Origin of the sequence: Falsiroseomonas sp. CW058, from assembly GCF_050563535.1 — a bacterium.
Lineage (GTDB): Bacteria > Pseudomonadota > Alphaproteobacteria > Acetobacterales > Acetobacteraceae > Falsiroseomonas.
Window position 1 is genome coordinate 1 of the sequence record NZ_JBNXUO010000065.1, and the last position, 6,002, is coordinate 6,002.

Annotated in this window: 8 protein-coding genes; 7 read left to right on the forward strand and 1 reads right to left on the reverse strand. The window is 79.0% G+C overall.

The window, feature by feature from the left end:
• From ACK8OX_RS25100 to ACK8OX_RS25130, 7 genes are all read left to right on the forward strand, one after another.
• The coding region (locus ACK8OX_RS25100) for a hypothetical protein (protein WP_430667032.1) at positions 1-2,231 on the forward strand (2,231 nt) is incomplete at its 5' end.
• Positions 2,232-2,274: 43 nt separating this feature from the next.
• Positions 2,275-2,655 carry a flagellar basal body rod protein FlgB gene (locus tag ACK8OX_RS25105; RefSeq protein ID WP_430667033.1) on the forward strand — a complete coding sequence of 127 codons (381 nt, stop codon included), beginning with the start codon at positions 2,275-2,277 and terminating at the stop codon, positions 2,653-2,655.
• 11 nt (positions 2,656-2,666) lie between these two features.
• A complete protein-coding gene (gene flgC, locus ACK8OX_RS25110; protein WP_430667034.1) occupies positions 2,667-3,077 on the forward strand; it encodes a flagellar basal body rod protein FlgC in 411 nt (136 codons plus the stop codon).
• Positions 3,074-3,379 (forward strand): flagellar hook-basal body complex protein FliE, encoded by a 306-nt coding sequence (locus ACK8OX_RS25115; protein WP_430667035.1) that lies wholly within the window; start codon positions 3,074-3,076, stop codon positions 3,377-3,379. Before flgC ends, ACK8OX_RS25115 begins: the two co-directional genes overlap by 4 nt.
• Before the next feature lie 85 nt (positions 3,380-3,464).
• Positions 3,465-3,743, forward strand: coding sequence for a flagellar biosynthetic protein FliQ (locus ACK8OX_RS25120; protein ID WP_430667036.1), 279 nt, complete (start codon positions 3,465-3,467; stop codon positions 3,741-3,743).
• A gap of 19 nt (positions 3,744-3,762) precedes the next feature.
• A complete protein-coding gene (locus tag ACK8OX_RS25125; protein WP_430667037.1) occupies positions 3,763-4,527 on the forward strand; it encodes a flagellar biosynthetic protein FliR in 765 nt (254 codons plus the stop codon).
• A gap of 3 nt (positions 4,528-4,530) precedes the next feature.
• Positions 4,531-5,592 (forward strand): EscU/YscU/HrcU family type III secretion system export apparatus switch protein, encoded by a 1,062-nt coding sequence (locus ACK8OX_RS25130; protein ID WP_430667038.1) that lies wholly within the window; start codon positions 4,531-4,533, stop codon positions 5,590-5,592.
• 13 nt (positions 5,593-5,605) lie between these two features.
• Here ACK8OX_RS25130 and ACK8OX_RS25135 read toward each other — a convergent pair whose 3' ends face one another.
• Positions 5,606-5,812: a flagellar FliJ family protein gene (locus ACK8OX_RS25135; RefSeq protein WP_430667039.1), complete on the reverse strand. Its 207-nt coding sequence runs from the start codon at positions 5,810-5,812 to the stop codon at positions 5,606-5,608.
• Positions 5,813-6,002: the final 190 nt, after the last annotated feature.

Here is a 6,002-nt window from a genome sequence, read left to right on the forward strand (position 1 = left end):
CCCCGCCCCGCCCGGCCGCCGTGGCCGCCGCGACGATCCGCCTTCCCTTCGCCGGCGCCGGCGCCGCGCTGCTGCGCGGCGACAGCCTGCTGCTGGTTTTCGAGGACAACGCCGAGCCCGACCTGCCCGCGCTGCGCCGCCTGCACCCCGCCATGGCGGCGGCCGAGCTGGTGGAGGTGCCGGGTGCGACGGTGCTGCGCCTGCCGAGCCCGGCCGGGCTCGCGCTGCTGCGCGACGGGGCGGGATGGCTGCTCGGCGCCGCCGCGCCGCCGCCGCCCGTCGCCATCGCCCGCAGCACGGAAGGCGACCCGCGGCTGCTGCTGCGGGCCGAACGCCCCGGGCGCGTCGTCGCCGTGCCGGACCCGCTGACCGACGGGCTGATGCTGGTCGGCACGCTGTCCGGCCCGCTGCGCGCGACGCCCGCGCAGCAGCGCTTCGTCGCCTTCGACGTGCTGCCGACGCAGGCCGGCGTCGCGCTCGCGCTCCGGTCGGACGAGGTGGTGCTGCGCCGCGCGCCGGACGGGTTCGTGGTGCCGCTCGCGCCCGTCGGGCCGCTGTCGGTCGCGGCCGTACCGGGCGCCGACCTTGGCGCGGGGGCCACCATCGCGCGGCAGATGTGGCTGCACGACATGCCGCATGGCCGGCTGGTCGCGCGCTGGGGCGACCTGCAGGCGCGCATCGCCGCGGCCCCCGCCCAGGCGCGCGGCCCGCTGCGGCTGGAACTGGCCGAGGCGCTGCTGTCCCTCGGCCTCGGGCTCGAGGCGCAGGCGGCGGTGCAGGTCGCCGTCGCGGACGACCCGCGGCTGGCCGGCCGGCCGCATGCGCTGCTGCTGTCGGGCGCCGCCGCGCTGCTGGCGGGGCGGCTGGATGAGGCCGGGGAGGCGCTGGCCGATCCGCGCCTGCCGCCGGACGGCGAGGCGGCGCTGTGGCGCGGCCTGGCCGCCGCCGCCGCGGGCGAGCCCGGCGCCGCCCCCGCCTTCCGCGCCGCCGCCCCGCTGCTGCGCACCTATCCCGCGCCGCTCCGCGCCCGGCTGCTGCCGCAGGCCGCCATCGCCCTGGCCGAGGCCGGCGAGGGCGAGGCCGCCGCGTCGCTGATCGCGGGCGACGCCACGGTCGACACCACGCCGCTCGGCCGCTTCGCCCGCGCCCGCGTGGCGGAGGCGAAGGGCGAGGCGGGCCCCGCGCTCGACGCCTATCGCCTGCTGGCCGAGGGGCGCGACCAGGATGCGCGCGCGCGCGCGCTGGGCCGCATGGCGGAATTGCAGCTGGCCAGCGGCGCCGCCGATGCCGCAGCGGCGGCCGGCGCGATGGACCGCGCCATCGCCGCCTGGCGCGGCGACCAGCGGGAATTGTCGCGCCGGCTGCGCACGGCGGAACTGCGGCTCGAGGCCGGCGAGCCCGCCCGCGCGCTCGCGCTCCTGCGGGAGACGGAGGCGCTGTTCCCCGATGCCGCCGACGCCCTGCGGGACCGGCTGGCCGCGGCGGTGGCCGGCGTGATCGCCGACCCCGCCACCCCGCCGCAGGAGGCGACGCGCCTGCATGCCGAGCACCACGCGACGCTGCCGGCCGACCCGCGGATCGACGCCGCGCTGGCGCGCATCGCCGACCGGCTGCTGGCGCTGGAACTGCCCACCGAGGCCGCGACGCTGCTGACCCGCGCGCTGGACCGCGGCGTGGACCGCGCCGGGCTGTCGCTGCGCCTGGCCGAGGCGAAGCTGGCCGATGGCGACGCGGCCGGCGCGCTGGAGGCGCTGCGCGCCACCGGCGCCGGCGCGGCCCTGCCGGGCGAGGCCGGGCTGCGCCGCGCGCTGGCGGAAGCCACCGCGCGGCAGCGGCTGGGCGACGTCGCCGGCGCCGCTGGGGTGCTGCGCGGGCTCGGCCCCGAGGGAGCACCGCGCCTGGCGGAGCTGCTGGCCGGCAGCGGCGACTGGGCCGGCGCGGCCGCGGCGATGGGCGAGCACCTGGCCCGGACGGCGCCGGAAGCGGGCGCGCTGGCGCCGGCGACCCGGCGCGAGGTGCTGCGCCTCGGCGCATTCCTGACGCTGGCGGGCGACGATCCCGGGCTTGCCGCCCTGCGCACGCGCTTCGCCACCCGCATGAGCGAGGGCGAGTTCGCCGAGGCCTTCGCGGCGATCGCCCCGCCCGCCCCCGGCGGCAACGACGCGGCGCATCTGCGCCGCGAGGTGGCCCGCGCCCGCGCCGCCACCGAGGAACTGCGCGCGCTGCGCTGAGCCGTTAACACCCGCGTTGCAGCTGCCGCCCAGGGTGGCGCCCATGGACGCGACACGCACCGGCCCGATGGCGCTGGCGGAACGCCGCCTCGCCTGGCTCGAGCAGCGCCAGCGGGTGCTGGCGCAGAACATCGCCAATGCCGACACCCCCGGCTACCAGCCGCGCGACGCGACGCCTTTCGCGCGGGTCCTGGCCGGGGCGCAGCCGGAGCTGGCCCGCACCTCGCCCCGCCACCTCGACACCCCCGGCGGCAGCCGTACGAAGCGCGACCGCGCGGCCGAGACGGCGCCGGACGGCAACGCCGTCTCGCTCGACCGCGAGGCGCTGAAGGTCGCCGAGACCGACCAGGCCCATGCGCTGGCGCTGAGCCTGCATCGCCGCTGGGCCGCGATGTTCCGCACCGCGCTCGGGCGCAACGGCTGAGGAGCGACGACATGGACCTTGACCGCGCCATCGGGGTGTCCGCCGCCGGCATGGCCGCGCAGTCCACGCGGCTGCGCGTGGTGGCGGAGAACCTGGCGAACCGCGACACCACCGGCCAGGCCCCGGGCGCCGACCCGTACCGGCGCAAGACCGTCACCTTCGCCGCCCGGCTGGACCGCGCGACCGGTGTCACCGGCGTGCAGGCCACCCGCATCGGCACCGCCCCGGGCGACTTCCCGGAACGCTACGAGCCCGCCCACCCGGCCGCGGACGCGCGCGGCTATGTCCGCACGCCGAACGTGGACAGCCTGGTGGAAATGATGGACATGCGGGAAGCCAGCCGCAGCTACGGCGCCAACCTCTCGGTGCTGGAGACGACGCGCGCCATGCTCCAGCGCACCATCGACGCGCTGCGGTCATGACCGCGGTCGGCGGCATCGGCACCGCGCTGCGCGCCTATGGCGCAACTGCCGCGGGCGCGCCCGGCGCCGGCATCGGCGCGGCGGGGGAGGGGTTCGAGGCCGCGCTGGGCCGCGCCATGTCCGGCGTGGCGGACAGCGCGCGCGCGGCCGACGCGGCGACCCAGGCCGGCCTCACCGGCGGGGCCGGCACGACCGAGGTGGTGCTGGCCGTGGCGCGGGCGGAACTGGCGCTGCAGACCGCGGTGGCGCTGCGCGACCGCGTCGTCTCGGCGTACCAGGACGTCATGCGGATGAACATCTGACCCCACCGGCCGGCGGGATCTCCCGCCGGCCAAGTCCCCGCGCGGCCGCCGCGGCCGCGTGCGAAGCCGCAGGAGGCGGCGCTGGATGACCGAATCCGATGCCATCGCCGTCGCCGGGCAGCAGGCGCTGTGGACCGCGCTGCTGATCGGCGGGCCGCTGCTGGGCGCGCTGCTGGCGGTGGGCCTCGTCGTGGCGCTGCTGCAGGCGCTGACGCAGGTGCAGGAGGCGGCGCTGGCCTTCGTGCCGAAGATGCTGGTGCTGGGCGTGGCGCTGCTGCTCGGCGGCTCCGCCGGCATGTCGGTGCTGCGCAGCTTCGCGGAGATGCTGTTCGACCGCATCGTCGCCGTTGGCGGCGCGGCATGATGGCCGTTGGCGGCGCGGCGTGACCGAACTGGCGCCGGCCGACCTCGCCTTCGCGGCGATGCTGCTGGTCTGCCGGCTGGGCGCCTGCGGCATGCTGCTGCCGGGCACGGGGGAGGCGGCGGTGCCGATGCCGGTGCGCCTTGGCCTGGTGCTGGCGCTGGTGCCGCTGCTGCTGCCGGCACTCGCGCCCGCCATGCCGCCCGCGCCGGACGATGCGGCCGGGGCGCTGCGCCTGGTGGCCGGCGAACTCGCCGTTGGCGCCTGGATCGGGCTGCTGGCGCGGCTGGTGGCGACCGCGCTGGCCATGGCCGGGCAGCTCGCGGCCGGGTTCATCGGCCTGTCCAGCATGATCGCCCCCGACCCCGCCATGGGCGCGCAGGGCACCGCGCTGTCCCAGGCGATGGGGCTGGCGGCGGCGGCGGTGGTGCTGGCCAGCGGGCTCTACGCGCTGCCGCTGCGCGCGCTGGCCGAGAGCTACGCCGTGCTGCCGGCCGGCGCGCCCTTCGCGGCGGAAGCGCCCGCGCAGGCGCTGGCCGAGGGGGTCGCGGCCTGCTTCGCGCTGGCCGTGCAGCTCTGCGCGCCGCTGCTGGTGCTGTCGGTGCTGGCGCAGGTGGCCACCGGGCTGCTGTCGCGCGTCGCGCCCCAGGCGCAGGTCTTCGTGGTGGCCGCGCCGGCGCAGACCATCGCGGGGCTGGCGCTGCTGGCGCTGCTGCTGCCTGCCATCCTGTCCCATTGGGGCGAGGCGGCGCGCGCCGCCTGGTCCGCGCTGCCGGGCCTCGGCTGAGCCATGGCCGAGGAAGCGCCCGACGCCGAGGACAGGACGGAAGCCGCATCGCCGCAGCGGCTGGAGAAGGCGCGGCGCGACGGCGACGTGGCCCTCTCGCGCGAGGCGGTGCAGATGGCCTCGCTCGGCGGCGCGGCGCTGGGGCTGGCCATGCTCGCCCCATCCTCCGGCCTCGCGCTCGCGCAGGCGTCGCAGGAGCTGTTCGCCGCCGCCTCGGCCCGCCTGCCCGGGGAGGCGGCGGCGGAGCTGCTGCGGGCGGCGGCGCCGGCGGCGATCGGCGTGGCGGGGCTGGCGGCGGCGGGCGCGGTGGCGGCGACGCTGCTGCAGACCCGCTTCCTCGTCTCGGGCAAGGCGCTGGTGCCGGACCCGTCGAAGGTCAGCCCGCTGGCCGGGGCGAAGCGGCTGTTCGGCACGCATGGGATCGAGGAGCTGGCGCGGTCGCTGGTGAAGCTCGGCGTCGTCGGCGTCGCGCTCTGGTCGGGCGCGGGCGACCTGGCGGGCCTGGCCGCGACGCTGGGCCAGGGGGCGGAACAGCTGACCGGCACGGTCGCCGCGCGGCTCGGCAGCCTGTTCTCGGCCGCGCTCGCCGCCACCGCGGGGGTGGCGGCGCTCGACCTGCTCTGGGTCCGGCTGCGCCACGCCCGCAAGCTGCGGATGAGCCGGCAGGAGCTGAAGGACGAGCTGAAGGAGAACGAGGGCGACCCGCACCTGCGCGCGCATCGCCGCGCGATGGCGCGGCGGCGCAGCGGGCGGCGCACCCTGGCCGCGACGGCGACCGCGACGGTGGTGGTGACGAACCCGACGCACTACGCCGTCGCGCTGGCCTATGAACGCGGGAAGGACGCAGCGCCGCGGATCGTCGCCAAGGGCGTGGACGCGCTGGCGGCGAAGATGCGGGCCGCGGCGGCCGAACACGGCATCCCCATCGTGCCCAACCCGCCGCTGGCCCGCGCGCTGTATCGGCTGGACGAGGACACGGCGATCCCGGAGGAGCACTTCAAGGCGGTGGCCGAGATCATCGCCTTCGTCTGGAAGCTGCGGAACCCCGCCCCGCCGCCGGGCTGAGCGCGGGCGCCCCTCAGCGCGGCCGCTGCCCGGCCTCGTCCAGCACGCCCTGTTCGCGCCGCAGCGCCTCGGCCCGCGCCTCGGCCGCCTTGCGCTCCAGCATCATCTCGACCGCGCGCGCGCGGGCGCGCCCGGCGGCGAGCGTGCCGCGCGCGGCCTCCACCGCCTGTTCCGCCAGCCGCGCCTCGCCCGCCGCGCGGTCCTGCGCCGCGCGCGCCACGGGCAGCCAGGCGGCGAGGCTGTCGGCGAAGTCGGGGGGGGCGGACAGCTCCGCCGCGATCGCGGCGCCGGCGGCGGCTTCGCGCCCCGCCGCGGGGGGGGGGGGGGGGGGGGGGGGGGGGGGGGGGGGGCCCGGGGGCGGCGCCGCCCCCCCCCCCCCCCCCGCCAAAAACCCCCCCGGGGGCCACTAG